24 protein-coding genes are annotated in these 21,388 nt (G+C 69.3%); 10 read left to right on the top strand and 14 right to left on the bottom strand.

Features of this window, described 5'->3' with window-relative positions; genetic code table 11:
• Window positions 1-49: 49 nt before the first annotated feature.
• A complete protein-coding gene (locus BST17_RS15055; protein ID WP_083059417.1) occupies window positions 50-652 on the bottom strand; it encodes a hypothetical protein in 603 nt (200 codons plus the stop codon).
• Between the two features lie 73 nt (window positions 653-725).
• Between BST17_RS15055 and BST17_RS15050 the strand changes: the two genes are divergently transcribed.
• The 4 genes from BST17_RS15050 to BST17_RS15035 are packed head-to-tail and all read left to right on the top strand — an operon-like array spanning window position 726 to window position 6,348.
• Entirely contained in the window at window positions 726-1,073 is a 348-nt protein-coding gene (locus BST17_RS15050) for a VOC family protein (RefSeq protein WP_083059416.1), read from the top strand.
• A 47-nt stretch (window positions 1,074-1,120) separates the two neighbouring features.
• Window positions 1,121-2,323 carry a cation:proton antiporter gene (locus BST17_RS15045; RefSeq protein WP_083059415.1) on the top strand — a complete coding sequence of 401 codons (1,203 nt, stop codon included), beginning with the start codon at window positions 1,121-1,123 and terminating at the stop codon, window positions 2,321-2,323.
• Window positions 2,324-2,332: 9 nt separating this feature from the next.
• Window positions 2,333-4,630 (top strand): phosphoribosylformylglycinamidine synthase subunit PurL, encoded by a 2,298-nt coding sequence (purL, locus tag BST17_RS15040; protein WP_083059414.1) that lies wholly within the window; start codon window positions 2,333-2,335, stop codon window positions 4,628-4,630.
• The gene (locus BST17_RS15035) at window positions 4,627-6,348 is read left to right on the top strand and encodes an alpha/beta hydrolase (protein ID WP_083059413.1); all 1,722 of its coding nucleotides are present in this window, start codon (window positions 4,627-4,629) and stop codon (window positions 6,346-6,348) included. The genes purL and BST17_RS15035 overlap by 4 nt, the downstream gene beginning before the upstream one ends.
• On the opposite strand, the gene BST17_RS15030 is transcribed toward BST17_RS15035, so the two are convergent.
• Together BST17_RS15030 and BST17_RS15025 are read right to left on the bottom strand one after the other, a co-directional pair.
• A complete protein-coding gene (locus BST17_RS15030) occupies window positions 6,345-6,767 on the bottom strand; it encodes a PPOX class F420-dependent oxidoreductase (RefSeq protein WP_083059412.1) in 423 nt (140 codons plus the stop codon). The two genes, BST17_RS15035 and BST17_RS15030, sit on opposite strands and share 4 nt — an antisense overlap.
• A 41-nt stretch (window positions 6,768-6,808) precedes the next feature.
• Window positions 6,809-8,017, bottom strand: coding sequence for an MCE family protein (locus tag BST17_RS15025; protein ID WP_083059410.1), 1,209 nt, complete (start codon window positions 8,015-8,017; stop codon window positions 6,809-6,811).
• A gap of 17 nt (window positions 8,018-8,034) precedes the next feature.
• Here BST17_RS15025 and BST17_RS15020 point away from each other — a divergent pair, with 17 nt between their 5' ends.
• Window positions 8,035-8,409, top strand: coding sequence for a sterol carrier family protein (locus BST17_RS15020; RefSeq protein ID WP_083059409.1), 375 nt, complete (start codon window positions 8,035-8,037; stop codon window positions 8,407-8,409).
• Between the two features lie 2 nt (window positions 8,410-8,411).
• Here BST17_RS15020 and BST17_RS15015 read toward each other — a convergent pair whose 3' ends face one another.
• Window positions 8,412-9,728 (bottom strand): DoxX family protein, encoded by a 1,317-nt coding sequence (locus BST17_RS15015; protein WP_234807687.1) that lies wholly within the window; start codon window positions 9,726-9,728, stop codon window positions 8,412-8,414.
• A gap of 149 nt (window positions 9,729-9,877) precedes the next feature.
• On the opposite strand from BST17_RS15015, the gene purF reads away from it, so the two are divergent.
• The gene (purF, locus tag BST17_RS15010; RefSeq protein ID WP_083059406.1) at window positions 9,878-11,428 is read left to right on the top strand and encodes an amidophosphoribosyltransferase; all 1,551 of its coding nucleotides are present in this window, start codon (window positions 9,878-9,880) and stop codon (window positions 11,426-11,428) included.
• Here the strand turns inward: purF and BST17_RS15005 are convergent.
• Entirely contained in the window at window positions 11,425-11,844 is a 420-nt protein-coding gene (locus BST17_RS15005; RefSeq protein WP_083059404.1) for a cupin domain-containing protein, read from the bottom strand. The genes purF and BST17_RS15005 overlap by 4 nt on opposite strands.
• A 119-nt stretch (window positions 11,845-11,963) precedes the next feature.
• Here BST17_RS15005 and purM point away from each other — a divergent pair, with 119 nt between their 5' ends.
• Window positions 11,964-13,040, top strand: a complete 1,077-nt coding sequence (purM, locus tag BST17_RS15000; RefSeq protein WP_083059403.1) for a phosphoribosylformylglycinamidine cyclo-ligase — start codon at window positions 11,964-11,966, stop codon at window positions 13,038-13,040.
• Between the two features lie 22 nt (window positions 13,041-13,062).
• Here the strand turns inward: purM and BST17_RS14995 are convergent, their stop codons facing one another.
• Both BST17_RS14995 and ygfZ read right to left on the bottom strand, forming a co-directional pair.
• On the bottom strand, window positions 13,063-13,269 hold the full coding sequence (locus BST17_RS14995; protein WP_083059401.1) for a DUF3073 domain-containing protein: 207 nt from the start codon (window positions 13,267-13,269) through the stop codon (window positions 13,063-13,065).
• Between the two features lie 130 nt (window positions 13,270-13,399).
• Window positions 13,400-14,470: a CAF17-like 4Fe-4S cluster assembly/insertion protein YgfZ gene (gene ygfZ, locus BST17_RS14990; protein WP_083059400.1), complete on the bottom strand. Its 1,071-nt coding sequence runs from the start codon at window positions 14,468-14,470 to the stop codon at window positions 13,400-13,402.
• 32 nt (window positions 14,471-14,502) lie between these two features.
• On the opposite strand from ygfZ, the gene BST17_RS14985 reads away from it, so the two are divergent.
• Window positions 14,503-15,300, top strand: coding sequence for an aminotransferase class IV (locus BST17_RS14985; RefSeq protein WP_083059398.1), 798 nt, complete (start codon window positions 14,503-14,505; stop codon window positions 15,298-15,300).
• 267 nt (window positions 15,301-15,567) lie between these two features.
• Here BST17_RS14985 and BST17_RS14980 read toward each other — a convergent pair whose 3' ends face one another.
• The 7 genes from BST17_RS14980 to lmeA form a co-directional block, all read right to left on the bottom strand.
• Window positions 15,568-16,236 carry a heme-binding beta-barrel domain-containing protein gene (locus BST17_RS14980; RefSeq protein ID WP_083059396.1) on the bottom strand — a complete coding sequence of 223 codons (669 nt, stop codon included), beginning with the start codon at window positions 16,234-16,236 and terminating at the stop codon, window positions 15,568-15,570.
• Between the two features lie 165 nt (window positions 16,237-16,401).
• Window positions 16,402-16,704 carry a DUF1416 domain-containing protein gene (locus tag BST17_RS14975; RefSeq protein ID WP_083059394.1) on the bottom strand — a complete coding sequence of 101 codons (303 nt, stop codon included), beginning with the start codon at window positions 16,702-16,704 and terminating at the stop codon, window positions 16,402-16,404.
• Between the two features lies 1 nt (window position 16,705).
• A complete protein-coding gene (locus tag BST17_RS14970; protein ID WP_083059392.1) occupies window positions 16,706-17,539 on the bottom strand; it encodes a sulfurtransferase in 834 nt (277 codons plus the stop codon).
• Window positions 17,540-17,569: 30 nt separating this feature from the next.
• Window positions 17,570-18,022: a DUF4395 domain-containing protein gene (locus BST17_RS14965; RefSeq protein WP_083059389.1), complete on the bottom strand. Its 453-nt coding sequence runs from the start codon at window positions 18,020-18,022 to the stop codon at window positions 17,570-17,572.
• Between the two features lie 91 nt (window positions 18,023-18,113).
• Window positions 18,114-18,206: a putative leader peptide gene (locus tag BST17_RS29970; protein WP_350355557.1), complete on the bottom strand. Its 93-nt coding sequence runs from the start codon at window positions 18,204-18,206 to the stop codon at window positions 18,114-18,116.
• A gap of 29 nt (window positions 18,207-18,235) precedes the next feature.
• Window positions 18,236-18,658 (bottom strand): thioredoxin family protein, encoded by a 423-nt coding sequence (locus tag BST17_RS14960; protein ID WP_083059388.1) that lies wholly within the window; start codon window positions 18,656-18,658, stop codon window positions 18,236-18,238.
• A complete protein-coding gene (gene lmeA, locus BST17_RS14955) occupies window positions 18,655-19,464 on the bottom strand; it encodes a mannan chain length control protein LmeA (RefSeq protein ID WP_109750146.1) in 810 nt (269 codons plus the stop codon). Before lmeA ends, BST17_RS14960 begins: the two co-directional genes overlap by 4 nt.
• A 166-nt stretch (window positions 19,465-19,630) precedes the next feature.
• On the opposite strand from lmeA, the gene BST17_RS14950 reads away from it, so the two are divergent.
• Together BST17_RS14950 and mshD are read left to right on the top strand one after the other, a co-directional pair.
• A complete protein-coding gene (locus tag BST17_RS14950; protein WP_083059387.1) occupies window positions 19,631-20,428 on the top strand; it encodes a winged helix-turn-helix transcriptional regulator in 798 nt (265 codons plus the stop codon).
• A complete protein-coding gene (gene mshD / locus BST17_RS14945; protein WP_083059386.1) occupies window positions 20,425-21,282 on the top strand; it encodes a mycothiol synthase in 858 nt (285 codons plus the stop codon). The genes BST17_RS14950 and mshD overlap by 4 nt, the downstream gene beginning before the upstream one ends.
• The last annotated feature ends 106 nt before the right edge of the window (window positions 21,283-21,388 follow it).

Genomic DNA, 21,388 nt, shown 5'->3' with positions numbered 1-21,388 from the left:
ATCTTTCTCGGACTGCCGCCCGCGCCGCGCACGTCGGCGATCACGACGATCAGGGCAGGTCGATCGTCGTGGTCACGGACACCAGCTGCGGATCCGTCGGCGCCGAGGAGAACCCGAACGCCACCGGCGGGTGCAGGTCGGCATACCCGCCCAGCGCGGTGCCCTCGAACGTCCCCGACACCGACTCGATGCGCCGGGTGCGGTGCACCCCGTAGTACTCCCGGCGGCCGTTTCCCGCGGTGCCCGCGGTGTGCACGCCGGGCACCAGCACCCCGGCGATCGGGTTGATCACCCGCAGCCACCACGGTGCGCGTGCCAACGGCGCGGGCACCAGCCGCAGCAGCCCGTCGAACCGGGCCGGGCCACCCAGGCCCACCGCGACATCGAGTTCGGCGGTGCGCACCGTGAGCCGGCCGGCCTGTAGATCGGCCGTGACGGGGCCGACCTGCACGGAGTCGAAGGAGTAGGTGGCCGAGACGAACTCGGCCACCTCGTCGCTGGGGGCCAGCAGGACGCGTACATCGTCGGTGGTCTGCACCATCACGTCGGCGAAGCCGCCGAACGGCGAGGACCGCCACACCCCGACCACGAACCGCACCCCGGCCTCGGTACCGAAACCCGCGATGTGTCCGTCGAAGACCAGCCGTTGCATGCTCGGTTAGTGCCCACCGGCGGCACCGCCCAATCCAGCTGAGGTTGTCACCGGGGTGTCCTAGGGTCATGCCATGACCCTGAGTGTGGAGATGATCACGTTCGATTGCGTCGACCCCGATGGCCTGGCCGACTGGTGGTCCAAGGCCGCCGGCGGTGACGTGAATGCCGTCGCCCCAGGCGAATTCGTCATGGTGGCCCAGGAGGGTCGCCCGGCGCTGGGCTTCCAGCGGGTGCCCGACCCGACGCCCGGCAAGAACAAGGTGCACCTGGACCTGCACGCCGCCGACAAGGAGGCCGAGGTCGCACGACTGGTCGCCCTGGGCGCCACGGAGACCGGTCGCAACAGCTTCGGCGAGGAGTTCCAGTGGGTGACGCTGACCGACCCGGAGGGCAACGCCTTCTGCGTGTCCGGAGGCTGACACCACTTCCGCGGTGAACGGCGGCGCGCGCTGGCAAGATCGCACGCGTGCTGCTGTCGTTCGTCATCGTCTCGGGCGTGCTGGCCGCATGGGCGCTGTCGGCCCGACGGCTGCGTCAGTGGCGGATCACCGCGCCGCTGTTCCTTGTCGTCGCCGGTGCGCTGGTCGAGTACTTCACCCACGGCTCGCTGGCCGACACCCTCAACTCCGAGACCGCCCAGCACGCGGCCGAGATCATCCTGGCCGTGCTGCTGTTCGTCGACGCCAACGCCATCCGCGACGGCATGTTCGGCGCGCACCCGCGGGCGGCCACCCGGCTGCTGTTCGTGGCGCTGCCGCTGAGCATGGGGCTGGCCGTGCTGCTCGGTGCCTGGTTGCTGCCCGGGCTCTCGCTGGCCACCCTGGTCGTCGTCGCCTGCATCGTGGTGCCGATCGACTTCGCGCCGGCACCCTCGATCGTGCGGGACCGGCTGATCCCCAGCCGGGTCCGGGACCTGCTGAACGTCGAGGCCGGCTACAGCGACGGCATCATCTCGCCGATCTTCGTCTTCGCGCTCATCGTCGCCGACGTGGAAGCCGACGCGGGCACGGCGTGGGAGGCGGTGGGCGACGCGTTCCCGCACACCGCCAAGGCCATCGTGGTCGGATTGTGCGTGGGCGGGGGACTGGCGTTGGCCGCCAACGCGGCCCAGCGCCGCGGCCTGATGACCGGGCAGTCGGCCCGCATCCTGACCGTCGCCACACCGGCCCTGGCGTACACCCTGAGCCTGGGTGTGCACGCCAACGGCTTCGTGGCGGCCTTCCTGTGCGGTATCGGCTATCACTACTTCCGCAGGACCGAGGACGCCGAACGTGATCTCGAACTCATCGAGGACGTCAGTTTCCTACTGACCGCGCTGATGTGGTTCGTCTTCGGCGGCGTCCTGCTGATCGCCTATTGGCGGTCGGGTCTGACCGCGGGCGTCGTGGTGTTCTGCGTGCTGGCCCTGACGCTGGTCCGGATGCTGCCGGTCGCGGTGGCGATGATCGGTTCGCAGTTCAGCTGGCCCGAGCGCCTGCTGCTCGGCTGGCTGGGGCCGCGCGGTGCCGCGGCCATCGTGCTGGGGTTGCTGGCGTTCAACGTGCTCGACGATCCGGACGAGCACATCGTCCTGCTCACCATGGTGGTGATGGTGCTGGGCAGCGTCCTGCTGCACGGGTTCGGGGCCCCGGTGGCGGCGCGGGCGTTCGCCCGGACGCGGAGCGAATAAACTGTCCCGGTGACATCCGCGCACCCGCAGGAAATCGACACCGTTGAGCGCGCCGCGGCGTCGCCCGATCAACCGCAGCCGTTCCGTGAGCTCGGCCTCAAGGAGGACGAGTACCAGCGGATCCGCGAGATCCTGGGCCGCCGCCCCACCGACGCCGAGTTGGCGATGTACTCGGTGATGTGGAGCGAGCACTGCTCCTACAAGTCCTCCAAGGTGCACCTGCGCTATTTCGGTGAGACCACCACCGACGAGATGCGCGCCGGGATGCTGGCCGGTATCGGCGAGAACGCCGGCGTGGTCGACATCGGCGACGGCTGGGCCGTCACCTTCAAGGTCGAATCGCACAACCACCCGTCCTATGTGGAGCCCTACCAGGGGGCGGCCACCGGTGTCGGCGGCATCGTGCGCGACATCATGGCCATGGGCGCCCGCCCGGTCGCGGTGATGGATCAGTTGCGCTTCGGCGCGGCCGACGCCCCCGACACCCGCCGGGTGCTCGACGGCGTGGTCCGCGGCATCGGCGGCTACGGCAACTCCCTGGGCCTGCCCAACATCGGCGGCGAGACGGTGTTCGACGCCTCCTACGCCGGCAACCCGCTGGTGAACGCGTTGTGCGTGGGCGTGCTGCGCAAGGAGGACCTGCACCTGGCCTTCGCCTCCGGCACCGGCAACAAGATCATCCTGTTCGGTGCCCGCACCGGCCTGGACGGTATCGGCGGGGTGTCGGTGCTGGCCAGTGAGACCTTCGGCGGTGACGAGGGCTCCGGCCCGGGCCGCAAGAAGCTGCCCGCCGTGCAGGTCGGCGACCCGTTCATGGAGAAGGTGCTCATCGAGTGCTGCCTGGAGCTCTACGCAGCCGACCTGGTGGTCGGCATCCAGGACCTCGGCGGTGCCGGACTGTCCTGTGCCACTTCCGAATTGGCCTCCGCGGGCGACGGCGGCATGCGCGTCGAACTGGATGCCGTGCCACAGCGCGCCGCCGACATGACCCCGGCCGAGATCCTGTCCAGCGAATCGCAGGAGCGCATGTGCGCGGTCGTGACGCCGGAGAACGTGGACAAGTTCCTGGCCGTCTGCCGCAAGTGGGAGGTGCTGGCCAGCGTCATCGGTGAGGTCACCGACGGCGATCGGCTCGAGATCACCTGGCGCGGCGAGACCGTCGTCGATGTGCCGCCGCGCACGGTCGCCCACGAGGGCCCGGTCTACCAGCGACCCGTCGCCCGCCCGGACAGCCAGGACGCGCTGATCGCCGACACCTCCGCCAAGCTGGCCCGCCCGGCCACCGGCGACGAGCTCAAGGCGACTCTGGTTGCGCTGCTGGGCAGCCCGCATCTGTGCAGCCGTGCCTTCATCACCGAGCAGTACGACCGCTACGTGCGCGGCAACACCGTGCTGGCCGAACACGCCGACGGCGGTGTGCTCCGCATCGACGAGGCCACCGGACGCGGTGTCGCGGTGTCCACCGATGCCTCGGGCCGCTACACCCAGCTCGACCCGTACACCGGTGCGCAGTTGGCGCTCGCCGAGGCCTACCGCAACGTCGCGGTCACCGGCGCCACCCCCGTGGCCGTGACCAACTGCCTGAACTTCGGCTCGCCCGAGGATCCCGGCGTCATGTGGCAGTTCTCCCAGGCGGTCCGCGGACTCGCCGACGGCTGTGCGGCGCTGGGGATCCCGGTCACCGGCGGCAACGTCAGCTTCTACAACCAGACCGGCAGCACCCCGATCCTGCCGACCCCGGTGGTGGGCGTGCTCGGGGTGATCGACGATGTCGCCCGGCGCATCCCGACCGGGTTGGGCAACGAGCCCGGTGAGACCCTGCTGCTGCTCGGGGACACCCGCGACGAGTTCGACGGCTCGATCTGGGCGCAGGTCACCGGTGACCACCTCGGCGGGGTGCCCCCGAAGGTGGACCTGGCCCGCGAGAAGCTGCTGGCCGAGGTACTGACCGCGGCGTCCCGGGACGGATTGGTGTCGGCCGCACACGATCTGAGCGAGGGCGGCCTGATCCAGGCCATCGTGGAGGCCGCGCTGGCCGGCGAGACCGGGGCGCGGGTGGTGCTGCCCGAGGGTGTCGACCCGTTCGTCTTCCTGTTCTCCGAATCGGCCGGACGCGTCCTGGTGGCGGTGCCGCGCACCGAGGAGAGCCGGTTCCGGTCCATGTGCGAGGCACGCGGACTTCCGGTGGACCGGGTGGGCGTGTCCGACGAGGGCAGCACATCGCTGGAGGTTCAGGGGCAGTTCACCATCACCCTCGACGAATTGCGGGCCACCTCCGAGGGCGTGCTGCCCGGGCTGTTCGGGTGACTGACCGGACCTCCATCCGGCATCCCTTCCTGGTCTGGGCCTGGAGCCTGGTCCGACTCGACTTCGTCGGCGTCGCCGTCGGCGCGGTGTTCTTCTGCCTGTCCCTGACGCCGTCGCTGCTGCCCAGGGACTGGCTCTTCGCCGGGCTGATCGGCGGCATCAATGCCGCCATCGGCTACGGCCTCGGTGTTTTGCTGGCACAGCTGTTGCGCCGCTTCGTGTTACGCGGACGATCCTGGTGGCCGCCGAGCGCGCGGGTGCTGCGCACCGCCAAGGTGGCGGTGGTGGCGGGTGCGCTGACGGCGCCGATCCTGATGCTGGTCCCCGCCGCCCGCTGGCAGCGCCAGGTGTCGACCCTGATGGGGATCGAGGGGCCCGCGACACCGGGATACCTGCGCACCGCCGTGGTGGCCGTGCTCGTCGGCGCCGCCTGCATCTCGCTGTGGCGGGTGCTCAAGGATCTGGTGAAACTGATCGCCCGCAAGCTGATCCGGCGCTGGCACCTGCACAGCGAGGTGGCGTTCTTCATCGGCACCGCGATCGTGGTGGTGCTGTTCGTCATGCTGGTCAACGGGGTGCTCTACCGCGGATTCCTGGCCGGGGCCAGCCAGATCTTCCAGCCGCAGAACGCCACCAGCGCGGCCGGGGTCACCCAGCCGTCGGCGCCGGAGCGTTCGGGCAGCCCGGCGTCATTCGCGTCCTGGGACTCGCTGGGCTATCAGGGTCGCAGCTTCGTTTCGGGTGGTCCCGACGCGGCGGACCTCACCCGACTCAACGGCCGTCCCGCGCCCGAGCCCATCCGGGTCTACGCCGGCCTGGCGACCGCCGACACCGATGAGGCGCGGGTGGCGGTGTTGCTCAGCGACCTGGAGCGGACCGGTGCGTTCGAGCGCGAGGTGCTGGTCATCATCCCGACCACCGGCACCGGGTGGGTCAACCCGATTGCCGCGCAGGCCATCGAGTCGATGTACAACGGCGACACCGCCCTGGTCGCCATGCAGTATTCGTATCTGCCGAGCTGGATCTCGTTCCTGGGTGACCGGGAGAAGTCCGTCGACTCGGCGCGCGCCATGATCGACGGGATCCACACGCGCTGGGACGCACTGCCCGAAGGCGACCGCCCGAGGTTGCTGCTGTACGGCGAGAGCCTGGGATCCTTCGGCGGCCAGGGTGCCTTCGACTGGCTACCCGATATCGCCGAGATGGATTTCTCCGGTGTGCTCTGGGTCGGTCCGCCGCATGAGAGTTCGCTCTGGAGTGGGCTGGTACAACGCCGCGACCCCGGCACGCCCGAAGTTCAACCGCGCTATGACAACGGCCGCACCGTGCGGTTCTCCCCGGCCTCCGATCCGGCCGACGTGGCCGCCACCGCCGCGCCGCCCTGGGAGGGCACGCGGGTGCTGTTCCTGCAGCACGCCTCCGACCCGGTGGTGTGGTGGTCGCCGAATCTGCTTTTCGCCCGGCCGGATTGGCTGACCGAGCCGCGCGGGGCGGACCGCACCGCCTCGATGCGCTGGTATCCGATCGTCACGTTCTGGCAGGTGAGCGCGGACATGACGAATGCGTCCGGGGTACCGGACGGGCACGGACACAACTACGGCGACACCGTGCTCGACGGCTGGGCGGCGGTGGCGCCACCGCCCGGGTGGACGCCGGCCGACACCGAGCGGGTCCGGGCCGAACTGGAGCGCACCTCCGACCGTGACGACGCAGGCTAGGCGTCCCGGCTATCGGCCACCAGATCGTGTGGTGGCGTCTCGGTGTCGTCGATGCCGAAGCTGATGATGCGCGTCGGGGTGATCCGGATGATGGCCTCGTCGAGCGGATCGCCCGAGCCGCCGATGGCCGCCGGCACCTGTGCCTGCTCGGCGGTCCCGCGGATCTCCAGGCACCGCACCCGCCACGGGTCGCGGGAGAAGATATCGTCGACGACGAACGCCACCTTCGGATTCCGTCCGATATTGCGGTACTTCTGACTGGCGGACATGTGGAATCCGGCGATGTCGATGGTGCCCAATTCCTCGTTGAAACTGAACCCGACCGGGCTGTTCTGCGGTGTGCCGTCGGGTCGAACGGTGGCCAGCCTGCCCAGATCGGCCTGCTGCAGATAGGCGATTTCGTGTGGTTTGAAGGTCATGTCGCCACGGTAGAACCTCAATGTATGTTGAGGTCAACTGATCACGGGTTGATGGTCGGCGCACCGATCTGGCGGCCCCAGACGTACTCCGTGAAGATCGGCGAGCCCAGTTCGACATGGTTGTACGGCGCGATCGACAACCCGGTGTCCATCACCAGATACGGTGCGGGCCAGAGCTCCCGTGTGATCTTCTGCCAGCAGCCCGGCCGCCCGCCCGGACCGCCGCGGGCGTTCACCCGCGGCAGGTTGTCCGGGTAGACATAGGGATTGCCCACTCCGCCGAGGCCGAAGATGGTGCCCGCCGACGCCAGCGAGAACCCGTTGTCGCCGCCGAACACCTGAGCCATCAACGGCGCGGCGTCGTGATAGTTGCGCAGCGTGCAGAACAACTGCGGGCTGTAGTAGTCGAACAGCGTGGCGGTGGGGAGCAGATCCTGCGCACCGCGCACCAGGTACGGGCCTCCGCGTTCAAAGATGTCGGCACCGGTGTCGCCGACACCGATCGCCGCCATCAGTGCCCGGTCGACGGCACCGCGGGCGTCGTCCAGGGTGGCCGCGGTGTCGGCCGCCGCGGCCAGCCCGTCGAAGAGATCCGGTCCGGCGTCGGCGTAGATGTCCGCCAGCGCCGTCAGTCCGCGCACGTCCCGCCGGAACTGTGGGAACTGTTCGTTGGCGGCGGCCAGGACGGCGTCGGCGTCCTCCAGTGACCGGCCGAAGCCCGCGCCCATCCCGTCGAGCGCCTGTGCCGCCGCGGTCAGCGTCTGGTTCAGCAGCACCGGGTCCACCTGCTCGGCGATCGCGAGCACCGTCTCGAACAGCGAGTTGAACTCGGTGCTGACCCACGTCGCGGTGATCTCCCGCTGTCCGTCGACCCGCTGTGCCACAGGGTTTCTCGGCGATGTCAGGGCCACGTACTTGTTGCCGAAGACGGTGGTGGCCTTGATCTCGGCGTCGACGTTGACCGGCAGCAGAGCCAGGTACCGGGGGTCGACCCGCAGGGTCAGCCGGGCCTGCCCGGCCGGGGTGCCCGCGATCCGACTGACCCGGCCGATCTCGACACCGTTGAGGGTGACCTTCGAGCCGGGGTCCACCACCAGACCCGCCCGTGGCGAGAGCAGCGTCAGGTCGACACGGGACCGGAATTCACCGCGGAATTGCTGGTGGAGAAGCACACCGGCCACGGTCAGTAGCACCAGCGCGATCGCGCCCGCCGTCCGGTACGGCGGTGCCGACCGGTCGACGAAAGCCACTTTGCGACACTAATCCGATGGTGGCCCGTCGCACTGCCGATCCGGCAGAGACACGCGCCGCGGTACTGGCCGTGGCGACCTGGCTGCGCGACGACGCGCAGCCGGATCCGGCGCGGGCCGAGATCGCGGCGGCCGTGCGGCTGACCGCACGCACCCTGGCCGCGGCTGCGCCGGGCGCCAGCGTCGAGGTGCGGGTGCCGCCGTTCGTCGCCGTGCAGTGCATCGCGGGCCCCCGGCACACCCGCGGCACCCCGCCCAATGTGGTGGAGACCGATCCGCGGACCTGGCTGCGGCTCGTCACCGGGCTGACCGGGATGGACGATTCGGCGTTGCATCTGTCGGGTTCGCGCGCCGCCGAGATCGGCGAGGCGCTGCCCCTGGTCACGCTCTGAGGTCAGCGCAGATACGGATACTCCTGCACCCAGTGGAACCCGCGGCTGCGCAACGGGAAGCTCGACAGATCCACCGCGTCCAGCGTCATGCTGACCGGGCGACCCTGCACCGTGCCGGTCAGCTCCAGGCGCTTCGGAGCCGGCCGGTCGACGGTGAACTCGGCAAACGGTGCCGGGTCCGGCGTCGGGGCGCTCCTGCCGTCCGGCAGCGGCAGTGGTGTCGTCATCACGATGCGGCCGCCCGGAATGTCCACCTGCACCGGCGCGTCGCGCAGGCTGCCGTCCATCCGCTGGATGGTGACCAGCTCCTGATTGTCGAAAACCACTTTCTGCCAACGGAACTCATCGGTGATTAGCGGCGGGGACGGGCGGCCGTCGACACGGAATTCGGTGACGGTCCAGATGCCGTAGAGCTCGGGCTTGGTCCGGCCGTCGCCGTAATCGTGCCAGGACTGCCACCCCACCGCCGCGAAGCCGATCGCGACCCAGACGCCCAGTGCCACCTGGACGGCGACGGCGATCCGGTTCGAGCGTTCCGACCCGAACAGCCGCGCCGGCGGCGCCGGATCGCTACGCCGGTTGCGCACAAGCACATTCATCAGGTGCGGCAGGTGCGGTGCGAGCAGCACCAGGCTGATCAGCAGCAGGTGCGAGGACAGGATCTTCACCGGCACGTCGAAGGACATGTTCAGCAGGAACACCTGCCCCATGCTGAGCGCACTCAACAACGAACCCAGCAGCGCGGTCCGCGGCCAGAACAGCAGCGCGCCGGCGGCGACCTCCACCGCACCGAGGGCCATCTCGTAGGGGTGGGAGGTGCCGACCTGCAACCACAGCACCGACATCGGGCTGAGCTGCCCGAACGGCTGTAGCAGCGCCGCCAGGGGCGGGGCGGGCATCTGGGTGGGGATCAGTTTGGCGAAGCCGTAGAGCAGCATCTGCCCGCCCAGGCACAGCCGCAGGAACACCGTGAACCACACGGCCAGCCGGGCGTAGTCCGTGCGTCGACGGTCCAGGACCGACCAGACCAGGGTGCCGACGAGGGCAATCAGTAGCAGGCCGGCCAGCGACACCCAGATCACGGCCTGGTCCCCGCTGCCGGAATCGAGGCGCAGCGGCGCGTCGACGCCGAACGCCGTGCGGCCGAGCCACTCGACGACCGGTGCGGTCAGCGTCATCTGCCAGATCACGGCCTGCGGTGGCAGCCAGAGCGCCAGCACGCCGGCGAACGCGAACGTGATCTGGGCGAACCACAGGCAGAACACACCGAAGTACAGGAAGCAGAACCGGAATGCGACCTTCGTCACTGGATGCCACACGGGTGCCGACGGTAGTTGCCTGGCCCGGGCACGTACATGGGGCTGCCCCCCGTACCGGCAGTGACGAAAACCATCGCCGGAGTTGAGTGTTTGGCCTCGGATGACCGTAGACTGGCCTCGTCACCCCCAGCCCCCAGGGAGCAGCCATCGTGACCTTCGAGCCTGAACAGCCGGAAGAGAACGAACCGAAAGAAGAATGCGGCGTCTTCGGCGTCTGGGCACCTGGCGAGGATGTGGCCAAGCTCACCTACTACGGGCTGTATGCGCTGCAGCACCGTGGCCAGGAAGCCGCGGGTATCGCTGTCGCGGACGGCTCCCAGGTGTTGGTGTTCAAGGATCTCGGGCTGGTCAGTCAGGTCTTCGACGAGCAGACGCTGGCCGCCATGCACGGCCACGTCGCCGTCGGACACTGCCGTTACTCGACCACCGGATCGACCACCTGGGAGAACGCCCAGCCGGTCTTCCGTAACACCGCGGCCGGCACCGGGGTGGCGCTGGGCCACAACGGAAACCTGGTGAACACCGCCGAACTGGCGACCCGGGCCCGCGAGGCCGGCCTGATCGAGACCCGCGGGGCCCCCGCGGCCACCACCGATTCCGACATCCTGGGCGCGCTGCTGGCCCACGGCGCCGCCGACTCCTCACTGGAGCAGGCCGCCCTGGAACTGCTGCCGACCGTGCGCGGCGCGTTCTGCCTGACCTTCATGGATGAGAACACCCTCTACGCCGCGCGTGACCCGCACGGGGTGCGCCCGCTGTCGCTGGGGCGGCTGGACCGCGGCTGGGTGGTCGCCTCCGAGACCGCCGCCCTCGACATCGTCGGCGCCTCCTTCGTCCGGGACATCGAACCCGGTGAGCTGCTGGCCATCGACGCCGACGGGGTGCGTTCCACCCGCTTCGCGAACCCGACCCCCAAGGGTTGTGTCTTCGAGTACGTCTACCTGGCCCGCCCGGACAGCGTCATCGGCGGCCGGTCCGTGCACGCCACCCGCGTCGACATCGGGCGGCGGTTGGCCGCCGAGAACCCCGTCGACGCCGATCTCGTCATCGGTGTTCCCGAGTCCGGCATTCCCGCTGCCGTCGGCTACGCCCAGGGTTCGGGCATCGCGTACGGCCAGGGCCTGATGAAGAACGCCTATGTCGGGCGCACCTTCATCCAGCCCTCGCAGACCATCCGCCAGCTGGGCATTCGGCTCAAGCTGAACCCGCTCAAGGAGGTCATCCGCGGTAAGCGGCTGATCGTCGTGGACGACTCGATCGTGCGCGGCAACACCCAGCGGGCGCTGATCCGGATGCTGCGCGAGGCCGGCGCGGTCGAGGTGCACGTGCGGATCGCCTCGCCGCCGGTCAAATGGCCGTGCTTCTACGGCATCGACTTCGCGACCCCGGCCGAGCTGATCGCCAACTCGGCGAGCAACTCCGCCGATGAGTCGGAGATGCTCGAGGGGGTGCGCCGTGCCATCGGTGCCGACACCCTGGGCTACATCAGCCACCACGGCATGGTCGCGGCCACCGAACAGCCCGCCTCACGGTTGTGCTCGGCATGTTTCGACGGTCAGTACCCGATCGAGCTGCCCGGCGAATCGGCGCTCGGCAAGAACGTCATCGAGCACATGCTGGCCAATGCGGCCCGCAACGGCATCCCGCTGGAGTCGGCGAAGGCCGGTGGGGACAACGCCGACGCGCTGCGCCGGCCCTAGCCGGGGCACCCCGGGTCCGGGGCGTCGACCGCCAGCGCGGAACCGGTGGGCACGATGTAGCCCACCCACATCACCAGCGGGTCGGGGCCCAGATTGCGGCCCATGTGGACATAGCCGGGCCCGGTCTGTTCGGTGATGGGACTGCCGGCCGGATAGACACCGTCGACCGCGCAGTTCGCCGAGTAGTGCGTCAGCGTGCCGGACCGCACCACGCCGTACACCTGACCGGGATGCCAGTGCCAGCCGGTGCTGCCGCCCGGGGCGATGGTCAGCTCCTTGGTGACGTAGTCGGAGCCGTCGCCGTTGGACTGCACCAAGATCCGCGCCTGCACCCCGACCCCCGGGGTGGCCCCCGCGGTCGGCGCCACCGACACCGCACATACGCCGACGAGCAGGGCCGCACACAATCTGGTCATGACCGGTCACGCTCTCACAATGACGGGGCGGGCGGGACCGGTCTGCACGATGCGGTGCGCCGACGCTGACCGGGTAGCCTTGGGCGCGATGAGCGAGCTTCAACGGGCGGGTCGCTGACATGGGTCAGGGGCACGACGAACAACAGGGCATCTCGTATGCAACGGCCGGAGTGGACATCGAGGCGGGCGATCGCGCCGTCGAACTGTTCAAGCCACTGGCGAAGCGGGCGACCCGGCCCGAGGTCCGCGGCGGTCTCGGCGGATTCGCCGGGCTGTTCGCGCTGCGCGACGGCTACCGTGAGCCGCTGCTGGCGTCCTCGACCGACGGCGTGGGCACCAAGCTGGCCATCGCCCAGGCGATGGACAAGCACGACACCGTCGGCCTCGACCTGGTCGCCATGGTCGTCGACGACCTGGTGGTGTGCGGTGCCGAGCCGCTGTTCCTGCAGGACTACATCGCCGTGGGCCGCACCGTGCCCGAGCGGGTCGCCGCGATCGTCTCGGGTATCGCCGACGGCTGCGTGCTGGCCGGCTGCGCGCTGCTGGGCGGGGAAACCGCCGAGCACCCCGGCCTGATGGAGCCCGATCACTACGACATCTCGGCCACCGGCGTCGGCGTCGTGGAGGCCGACAACGTGCTCGGCCCGGAACGGGTCCGGCCCGGCGACGTCATCATCGCGATGGCGTCCACCGGCCTGCATTCCAACGGCTACTCACTGGCCCGCAAGGTGCTCCTCGAGATCGACCGGATGGACCTGTCTGGCCATGTCGAGGAGTTCGGCCGCACCCTCGGCGAGGAGCTGCTGGAGCCCACCTACATCTACGCCAAGGACTGCCTGGCGCTGGCCGCCGAGACCCAGGTGCGCACGTTCTGCCACATCACCGGCGGCGGCTTCGCGGGCAACCTGGAACGCATCATCCCGCCCGGCCTGGTCGCAGAACTGGACCGCGGCACGTGGACCCCGGCGCCCGTCTTCGGCATGATCGCCCAGCGCGGTCGCATCGAGCGCGCCGAGATGGAGAAGACGTTCAACATGGGCGTCGGCATGGTCGCCATCGTCGCGCCGGAGGACACCGACCGCGCGTTGGCGATTCTGACCGCTCGTCACCTGGCGTGCTGGACGGTCGGAACCGTAACCAAGGGCGCCAAGGATGGGGTACGAGCTCAGCTCGTCGGACGACACCCGCGGTTCTGATCGGCCGCGGGGCCGGCGCGCGTCAGCGGCGCCAGTCGTCCTCGTCGGCATAGCGATCGGCGGGTCCACCGAAATCATCGGCGCCGCCGCTGAAGTCGTCGGAGCTGCCGTTGCTGTGACCGCTGTTGGACAGTTCGCGCTGAAGCCGCTCGAAATCAGTCTCTGGCGTGTTGTATTTCAGGTCTCGAGCAACCTTGGTCTGCTTTGCCTTAGCCCGGCCGCGGCCCATAGGGGACCCCCTCGCGCAATAACGGAGCGGCCCAACCTGCAGGCGGCTCCGATCTGAGTGTGTTTATTGTCCTGCCGATACTTTACCGTGCCGCGGGGCGGACCGCTGGTAGGCCCTACCTGGCGCGGTTTCAGCGCCCGCTGCGCAGCCTTTCGACCGCCAGTCTGCCCGCGCCGACATGCTCGGTGTCGGGCACGGAGTCGGCCTCGATGGCCGCGGCCACCGCGATCTGGCCGCCGGTGACCAGCGGTGTGTCGGTCGGGATGGCCCGCTTGACCAGGGCCAGGGCGATGGGGCCGTCGTCGACGTGGTCGACCACCGTGCCGAGTCGGCCCACGGCGCGACCGCCGGCCAGCAGCGGATCCCCGGTGATCGGCCGCTCGGTGGAGCCGTCCAACTGCACCAGCACCAGCATGCGGGGCGGTTTACCCAGGTTGTGCACCCGGGCGACGGTCTCCTGCCCGCGGTAGCAGCCCTTGTCCAGGTGCACCGCACCCAGGCCGGGCCCGCCGATCCAGCCGACCTCGTGCGGGATGGTGCGCTCGTCGGTGTCCACGCCCAACCGCGGTCGCAGCGCGCTCACCCGGTGCGCCTCGTAGGTCCAGACCCCGGCCGACTGCACGCCCACCCCGTGCAGGCGGGCCCGCCAGTCCGCCGCGCTCGCCCGTGGGACCACCAGGTCGTACTCGTCGGCGAACACCGTCCGCAGGAAGCCGCCGTCGGGCAGGGCCACGGCGGTCCACGGCGCGGTCGGCACCACCAGGCCCAGATCAGCCAGCGCTTTCGGCGCGGCCGGCCCGAGCAGCGACAGCACCGCCAGGTCGGCGGGCTCGACCGCCACGTCGGCCCAGAACACCATCTTGCGCAGGAACGCCGTCAGCGGTTCGCCGCGCCAGGGCTCGGTGTCCAGCACGGTGACCCCGTCGAGCTGGGTCTGCAGCCAGTGATCTTCCACACGCCCCTGACCGTCCAGGCTCAGATTCTCGGCCACCGCGCCGTCGGGTAGCTCGCTGACGTGCTGGCTGGAGATGGTGTGCAGCCAGCTCTTGCGGTCGCCTCCGGTCAGCGTCAGGGTGGCCCGGTGCGAGCGGTCCACCACCACCGCCGCGGTGGCTGCGGTGCGTTGCTCGCCGAGCGGATCCCCGTAGTGCCAGATCGCGCCGGCGTCCGGACCTGACTCGGGAGCGGGAACAGCAGACATGCAGCCATGCTACGGCCGCTACGCTTCCCCGGATGGGCCCCCGATCCGCCGATGTGGTGGTGACGCTGGACGGCACCGTGCGGGCGCCCGACGACCCGCTGGTGTGCCCGGTCGATCCCATGCTGACCCGCGGTGCCGGGGTGTTCGAGACCATGCTGGTGCGGACCGGCGGGCCCTGCCTGCTCGACGATCACCTGGATCGGCTGGTCGCATCGTCGGCGGTGGTCGGGCTGCCCGTGCCGGACCCCGCCCGCTGGCGGGCGGCCGTGGCCGCAGCGATGGCGCGCTGGGCCGGCGACGGCGTGCTGCGGCTGGTGCACGGGCCGCGGATATCGTTCGTGACGGTCTCTGATCTGCCGGAGCGTGTCCTGCGCGCGCGGCGCGACGGGGTGGCGGCGATAACCCTCGATCCCGGTCCCCGCGGCCCGCTCACGCGGGCGAAATCACTGTCCTATGCCGCGAACTCGGCGGCGTTGCGGGAGGCACACCGTCGTGGCGCGGACGATGTCATCTACGTCGACGCGGCGGGTGCGGTGCTGGAGGGGCCCCGCTCATCGGTCGTGATCGCTATGGGCGAAACCCTGGTGAGTCCGCCCCCGGCGGCGCTACCGATCCTGCCGGGGACCACCGTCGCTGCCTTGTTCGGCGCGGCCGCCGACTGCGCCTACCGGCCGCTGCACGTCACGGATCTTATTGCTGCCCAGGGTGTTTGGTTGGTTTCCGCGGTGACGCTGGCTGCCCGGGTGCACACGCTCGACGGCGTCGCGCTGGCCGACGCGCCGCGCGCAACCGAGATGACCCGGCTCATCGATACCGCCATCACCCGCTAAATCGGTTGTCGGACCCCGGTTTCGGGAGTACGGTCGGCCGTACACAAGAAGGGAGGTGGTCCGAGAAATTGATAGACATACGGACAAGTGAGGTGGCTGCTAGCTAGCAGCACCAGGAGTGTGACGAGCTTCTTGGCTCTTCGCACACGCGTTTCGCGCAACCTGCGAGCGCTGGCGAATCCCAAGCAGCCACCCGGCCCCCGAGCCCTTGGTTGGTCCAACCAAGATCAAACGGCTCGGGGGCTGCTCCGTTTCCGGGGTCGGTGTTCAGCCGATGAAGCGGGTGAGGCGCGCCGACAGATGCGGGACCAGCCCACCGTCGGCGTCCACGCGCTCCTCGACATAGGCCAGATCGCCGCCCTCGACGATGCCGTACAGCCGCTTGGCGCCACCGACCAGTTCACCGGACTTGCTGCGCGCCAGGGCGTCGGTGGCCAGCTCCCAGGACGCCTGGTTGAGCGGGCTGCCGTAGAAGAGTTCGATGAAACCGGACGAGTGGGCCAACAGCAGTTCGATGGCCTGAGTCTCGTCGGGATCGGCCGGGTCGCTGACGAAGCGCCAGAAACCGGTCTCGCGCAGGCTGGAACCCAGATAATCGCCGGTCTCCGACAGCCGCCACGACCGGGAATCCCAGGTCAGATAGTCATTGCCGTCATGAGAGACGATGATCTGCTGGCCGAAGCGGTAGTCACCCTCGGCGTCGCGGCCCTCGCCCTCGCCGCGCCACACACCGACCAGCGGTAACAGCGCCAGCAGTCGACCATCGAGATCGGCGCCCTCGCGCAGATTGGCGGTGTCCGCGGGAATCGGAAGGTCGTCGAAGGCAGGGATGTTGCGGGCCGCGGTCACCTTGGCCCGTTCGGCCGCAGCCGCTACCGCCCGGTCGCCCGAGCCGGGCGCGACCGACTCGCCGTCCGAAGGCGTCGGGCCGCTCACCCCTCGTCGGTGACGAGCCGGTAGACGGCGTACAGCGCGAACCACGTGATGACGACGACGGCCACCACGAGCAGGAATTCGAAGAACAGCACCACGAGAATGATCCTAACCGCCGACGGTCACCGCGCTCGAGTCGAGGCCCGGGCGCGGTGACCACCGTGCTGCTCAGGCGACCTTGACGTCGACCTCGTGGATGCCGGCACCGGTCGGGCTGATGCTGGCGTCACCGTTGCCGGCGGGCGACAGCGCGCGCAACGTCCAGCTGCCCGGCGCCGCGAAGAACCGGAAGTCACCGGTGGCCGACGCGACGACCTCGGCGGTGAACTCGTCCGAGCCGTCCAGCAGCCGGACGAAGGCGCCGCCCACGGCCTGGCCGGAACCGTCGACCACACGACCGGTGATGACGGTTTCCTTCTCCAGGTCGACGCCGGCGGGCAACGTCAGTCCTTGTTTCGGGGCAGAGCACATATCAACTTCCCAACTCGATCGGGGCACCCACCAGGGAGCCGTATTCCGTCCAACTACCGTCGTAGTTCTTGACGTTCTTGTGGCCGAGCAGCTCCTGCAGCACGAACCAGGTGTGCGAGGAACGCTCGCCGATGCGGCAGTAGGCGATGGTCAGCTTGTCGCCGTCCAGGCCCGCCTCGGCGTAGAGCTTGGCCAGGTCCTCATCCGACTTGAAGGTGCCGTCCTCGTTGGCCGCCTTGCTCCACGGCACGTTGATGGCGGTCGGGATGTGACCGGCGCGCTGGCTCTGCTCCTGCGGCAGGTGCGCCGGGGCGAGGATCTTGCCGGAGAACTCGTCGGGGGAGCGCACGTCGACCAGGTTCTTCTCACCGATGGCGGCGATGACCTCGTCACGGAAGGCGCGGATGTCGTTGTTGGGCGCCTTGGCCGAGTAGGTGGTGGCGGCGCGGTCTTTGACCTCGGTCACCAGGGGGCGGCCGTCGAGCTCCCACTTCTTGCGGCCGCCGTCGAGCAGCTTGACGTTCTCGTGGCCGTACAGCTTGAAGTACCAGTAGGCGTAGGCGGCGAACCAGTTGTTGTTGCCGCCGTAGAGGATGACGGTGTCGTCGTTGGCGATGCCTTTGTCCGACAGCAGCTTCGAGAACTGCTCCTGGTCGACGAAATCGCGCTTGACCTGATCCTGGAGCTCGGTCTTCCAGTCGATGCGGACGGCGCCGGCGATGTGCCCGCCCTCATAGGCGGAGGTGTCCTCGTCGACCTCGACGAACACCGTGTTCGGTGCGTCGAGATTGCTCTCGGCCCAGTCGGTGGAGACCAGGACGTCGGAGCGTGCCATGAAGTATTCCTTTCGGTTGAACTACGGGGGTCAAGCGGGAACGCGGCGGAACCGCGCGACGAGCGGGTAGATCTGGCAGCCCAGGCAGATGCCGAAGGCCGCGTTGAGAAACGCTGCGAACAGCGCGAAGGCGGTGGCCACCAGGCCGACCGCCGGTGCGCCGAGCGCGAAGCCCAGCGTCCCGACGAGTGCGAAGACGAATCCGACGAGCTGGGCGAACTTCAGTGGCGGGACCGGTTCGGTCTCGGTGGCCGGGCCCCGACGCGGGGCGATCAGCGCACCGTAGACCCTGCCGCAGGGGTGGCGGCGCGGCCCCAGCGTGGCGCCGACGGCGAACACCAGGGTCTGCAACCCGAGGATGGCCGCGGCGGCAGGAACGCTCACGGCCGAGACGACGAGCGTGACGATCAGTACCGCGGTGGTGACCCAGGCGACGAACCGCGGACCGCGGACGTCCACCTGGTCGACCTGATCGATTGGCATGTGCGTGCTCCTGTTGCTTGGCTGGACCGGATTGGGGCAGGCCACGAGGGCGCCTCCGAGAGCATGCGCACCAGAAAACGGGTGCGGCTACTCAGCAGCTACGACAACAACAGCAACAACCCGCGGTGCGGCACAGATCGACTGTGCGGCGTTTCGTGAGCAGCAGCTCAAGACGGGCGGTCACGTCGGACACAATACCCGCACCCACCGCCGTCAGGCCAATAGAGGTTCCAAGGCCGAGCGCAGGTCAGCGGCCTTGGGGACGCCGGTGGTGCGGTAGCGCGGATGCCCGTCGGCGTCGAAGATCAGCGTCGTCGGCAGGCTCAGCACCGAAAGTCGCCGCGCCGCCTCGGGATTCTGGTCCATGTCGATCTCCACGTGCGCGACCGCGGGAAGATCGGCGACGACCTGATCGACGACCCGGCGGACCGCCGCGCAGGGACCGCACCAGGTGGCGGTGAAATGCAGGATGGTCGGTCCGTCGGTGGACAGGCCGAGATCGCTGGTGTCGACGTTGGCGGCCTCGTCGGCCGCGCGCAGCATCCCCGAGCGCAACGAGATCAGCTTGCCGACGATGTAGCCGAGGCCGAGCACGGCGATCACCACCACGATCACGATCGTCATCGAAGTGTTCATGACTGTCTGAACCCGTCCAGGCTGATGGTCTGTCCGTCGGCGATGCCCTCGATGATGAGGTCGGAGCCGCGGGCGCCCGCGGTGGTGGGCCGCAGTCCGAACGGTAGCCGCTGGCCCGGGATACGCCCGGCGAACGCCTTGAGCACGGCGGCGGTGTCGTCCTCGGCCACCGGCACATCGGCGGTGCCGGGCCCGGTCAGCACGCCGGTGGGCGTCATCACCAGCGTGGTGTCACCGGGATCGGCCAGCGTCAGGTCCACGGCCACGCTGACGCGCTCGTCGAAACCGTCGGGGGTGCCGGTGAAAACCAGATCCCGGCCGCTGGAGATGCCCGACTCGGTCACCCCGGTGAAGCCGTCCTCGGTCTCCCGGGTCGGCGCCTCGACCAGCAGATCCTTCATACCGATGTAGCGGCCGATGTGGGTGGAGTCCAGGATGATGCGGCTTTCCACCTTGCCGACCGGCAGCACGGCCTGCGGGCCGATCAGCCAGCCCGATTCGGTCAGGTCGATCTGGTGCAGCGTCGCCTCCAGGGACACCTTGCCCGTCACCGGGTGCTCGACGCCGGCGGCGCGGATCTCCAGCTCGTCGTAGCGGTGCGCGCGGGCCTGGGTGCTGAATGGGAATCCCAGGATGCTCACCCACGGGTCGAAGGACAGGTGGTTGGCCGTGCGCACGCTGCGGGCCAGTCGGTACTCCGCGTAGATGGCCGCCCCGAAGTCGGTGCCGACGGCGCCGACGATGACCGCGACGACGGTCGAGATGACACCGATCAGGAGCTTGCGCACCCGATCATTCTGGCCCACCCGCGCCGCCGGCTCCGGGCGCCCGTGCGTTCGGGTCTGCTAAGTGCCAGGTGGCACGGTATTGTTGGGCGATCGTCGGTCGTAACGGTTACATGTCCGGCATGAATCTCCGAAGTTGCCTCCGACACCGATGTCCCGGGGACGATCCAGGACGCAGGAGGAACTTTTGGAACTGTTACTTCTGACAGTCGATCCGCATCCCGACACCGTGCTGCCGTCATTGTCCCTGCTGGCGCACAACGTCCGGACCGCGCCCACCGAGGTGTCCTCCCTGTTGGAGGCCGGTAGCGCCGATGTGGCGATCGTGGACGCCCGCACCGATCTGGCGGCCGCCCGCGGCCTGTGCCGGTTGCTCGGCACCACCGGCACCTCGATCCCGGTGGTCGCCGTGGTCAACGAGGGCGGTCTGGTCGCGGTCAACGTGGAATGGGGTCTGGACGAGATCCTGCTGCCCGGCACCGGCCCGGCCGAGATCGACGCGCGGCTGCGCCTGCTGATCGGGCGCCGCGGCGGCGTGGCCGACCAGGAGAGCGTCGGCAAGGTCACCCTGGGTGAGCTGGTCATCGACGAGGGCACCTACACCGCCCGGCTGCGCGGCCGCCCGCTCGACCTCACCTACAAGGAGTTCGAGCTGCTCAAGTACCTGGCCCAGCACGCCGGCCGGGTGTTCACCCGGGCGCAGCTGCTGCAGGAGGTGTGGGGTTACGACTTCTTCGGCGGCACCCGCACCGTGGACGTCCACGTGCGACGGCTGCGCGCCAAGCTCGGACCCGAATACGAGGCGCTGATCGGCACCGTGCGCAACGTCGGCTACAAGGCGGTCCGGCCGGCCCGCGGCCGTGGTGCTCCCGCACCGAGCGCCGACGAACTCGACGAGGAGTTCGACGGCGAGCTCGACGGTGATCTCGGGGAATCCGAATTCGGTTCGGCGACAAACTCACTCGGCCCGATGCGCGGCCAGTGATCGATTGGCGTCGCGGGCTCTCCGCGCAGGACCGGGCGCGGATCACCGAGTTGATCGGCATCGCCACCGATCGTGACGGGGTGGCGCCGGTGGGAGACCAGGTGCTGCGCGAACTCGATCGCGATGACACCCGCCACCTGCTGGCCGTCGAGGGCGACGCGGTGGTGGGCTATCTGAATCTGACTCCGGACATGGCCGAGGCCGTGGTGCACCCGGATCACCGTCGCCGCGGGATCGGGGCGCAGCTCATCGGCACCGGACTAGCCGCCGGTGACGCCGGGACCCGGATCTGGGCGCACGGCGATCTGCCTGCGGCCCGGGCCACCGCGGCCGCGCTCGGCCTGCACCCGGTCCGCGAGTTGTTGCAGATGCGTCGCCCGCTGGCCGGCCTGCCTCCGCTGACACCGCAACACGAGGTTCGCACGTACGCCGGGAGCAGTGACGATGCGGAGTTGCTACGCGTCAACAACGCGGCATTCTCCTGGCACCCGGAGCAGGGCGGCTGGACCGAGGCCGAGATCGCCGAACGGCGGGCCGAATCCTGGTTCGACCCGCAGGGCCTGTTCCTGGCCTTCGAAGGTGCCAGGTTGTTGGGCTTTCACTGGACCAAGGTGCACAACCCCGCGCTGGGCGAGGTGTACGTCGTCGGTGTCGACCCGGCCGCCCAGGGCCGTGGTCTCGGCGCGGAATTGACTTTGCTGGGGCTGCATCATCTGGCCCGCCGCCTGGGTCCTGAGGCCGATGTCACACTGTACGTCGAGGGCAACAACACAGCGGCCGTGAAAACGTACCGCCGCCTCGGGTTTGACGTATTCAGCGCGGATATAGCGTACGCCCGCGCAGCTGTGAACTAGCTGTACCTGTTCACCCCTCGTTCACTTTCCGTCCCCAGACCGTCCATCGCGGCCGAATACGTTGCCACGGAGTCTGAAGCCGTCAATAGGAAAGTGGGATTCGTGA

Origin of the sequence: Mycolicibacterium bacteremicum (assembly GCF_002086115.1) — a bacterium.
GTDB classification, from domain to species: Bacteria; Actinomycetota; Actinomycetes; order Mycobacteriales; family Mycobacteriaceae; genus Mycobacterium; species Mycobacterium bacteremicum.
Note: the sequence above shows the minus strand (reverse complement) of the source record. Positions and strands in the feature narration are given on the sequence as shown.